General features: G+C 67.6%; 3 protein-coding genes. 1 reads left to right on the top strand and 2 read right to left on the bottom strand.

Features of this window, described 5'->3' with window-relative positions:
- On the top strand, positions 1-888 hold an 888-nt coding region (locus tag BIS11_RS16645), incomplete at its 5' end, for a TRAP transporter large permease subunit (protein ID WP_253586596.1).
- Here BIS11_RS16645 and BIS11_RS16640 read toward each other — a convergent pair.
- Positions 856-1,428 (bottom strand): hypothetical protein, encoded by a 573-nt coding sequence (locus BIS11_RS16640; protein WP_253426642.1) that lies wholly within the window; start codon positions 1,426-1,428, stop codon positions 856-858. The genes BIS11_RS16645 and BIS11_RS16640 overlap by 33 nt on opposite strands.
- A 31-nt stretch (positions 1,429-1,459) precedes the next feature.
- Positions 1,460-1,751, bottom strand: a 292-nt coding sequence (locus BIS11_RS16635; protein ID WP_367399227.1) for a sodium:calcium antiporter, incomplete at its 5' end; no start/stop codon positions are given.

Here is a 1,751-nt window from a genome sequence, read left to right as displayed (position 1 = left end):
ATCCTGTACTTCCTGACCGTGTGGGTAGGCATCAATGCCTTCGCCACCCGCCACGACCTGAAGCCCGTGGCCGAGAGCGAGCGCCCGGCGCCGCGCGAGGTGCTGATCACCTCGCTGTTCTTCGCCGTGCCCTTCGTGCTGCTGCTCGAGCGCATCTTCCACGCCGGCTTCACGCCGCAGTACGCGGCAAGCATCGCCATCTTCGCCGGCATCGCGCTGTTGCTGTTCAACGTGCGGCTGCGCTGCTCGCTGCCGGGCTTCGTCGAGCGGCTCAGCGAGGCGGCGCTCACCGCCGGGCGCCAGATCGCCGTCATCGGCGCGATCATCATCTGCGCCTCGGTGGTGGTCGGCGTGCTGTCGCTGACCGGGCTCGGCGTCAAGATCACCTCGGGGATCCTGTCGCTCTCGAACGACATGCTCTGGCCGGCGCTGCTGCTCACAGCCCTGGCCTGCCTGATTCTGGGCATGGAGGTGCCCACGACCGCCGCCTACGTCATCTGCGTGTCCGTGGCGGGGCCGGCGCTCACCTCGCTCGGGCTATCGCCGCTGCTGGCGCACCTGTTCGTGTTCTGGTTCGCCTTGCTCTCCACCATCACACCACCGGTATGTGGTGCGGTGTTCATCGCCGCGGGCATGGTGGGGGAGAACTGGCTGAAAGTCGCCCTCAAGGCGATGGCGCTGGGGATCGGCCTGTACATCATTCCACTGGCCATGGTGGCGAATCCGGACATCATCGCCCTGGCCTTCGACCCGACCGGGGCGGTGATCAGCGCGCTGAAGGTGGCCATTGGCCTCACGCTGATCTCCCATGGCGTGATCGCCCGGCGCGCGCTCGGCTGGCGGGTGGTGTTCGTGCTACTGGGCGTGGTGGCCATCTTCGTCGTTTAACCAGAGCGGCGCCTGGGGGGGCAGCGGCGTGGTCGCGTAGACGATCCAGGTATCCAGGGCCGGGCCCAGCGCGCGCACCACGCGAAGGGTCTCGGGGGCCTGCTCGGCCGCTTGCTCGGCGCAGATGCCCGCCGTCTCCCGCCCGTCCAGCAGCGCCTTTGCCACGGCGGCGGTGGTGGGCATCTCGACGACCGTGGTGAAGTCGCTCAGGTCGGTGTAATGGCGGGTGGCCGCCTGCAGGGCGATGCGCGAGCTGTCCACCGCGTCGCGGCGCATCACCAGCGCGAGAGGGTGGGAGCCTGCGATGAAGGCATCCACGGGAAAGGTGCGGTGCATGGTGCGCCCCACGCACTCGGCGTGGCTGGCGTGGGCGCTGCATTGAAGCAGGTGGGTGATCTCACCGGCCAGCAGCGCGTCGAAGGCGTGATCGAAGGTCTCGAAATAGACGCACTGGCCGCGTCGAGGGGCGTGGCGACGCAGGTAGCGCCGGGCGATCAGGCCGTGGTTGCTGCTGTCGGGGCCCAGGGTACCAAGGCGCATCGGCGACTCCTCGTCGAATCGAAAAGCCGTATTATGCCAAGATCGTGAAGCTCGCCACCACATAAGCGACGTAGCCCAGCAGCAGTACCGCCCCTTCGGGGCGAGACAGGCGCAGCCCGGTATACAGGAACACCAGCAGGATCACCGCCGAGCCCAGCATCACCCACTGGTCGAACACGATCATGCGATCCACCAGCGTCAGCGGCTGCAAGAACGCCGACACCCCCAGGATGCCCAGCAGGTTGAAGATGTTGCTGCCGAGGATGTTGCCGACGGCCACGTCGGCGTGGCGGCGAATGGCCGCCACCAGCGATACCGCAAGC

Source organism: Halomonas sp. 707D4 (genome assembly GCF_024158685.1).
GTDB lineage: Bacteria > Pseudomonadota > Gammaproteobacteria > Pseudomonadales > Halomonadaceae > Vreelandella.
This window is presented reverse-complemented; position numbering and strand designations above follow the sequence as displayed.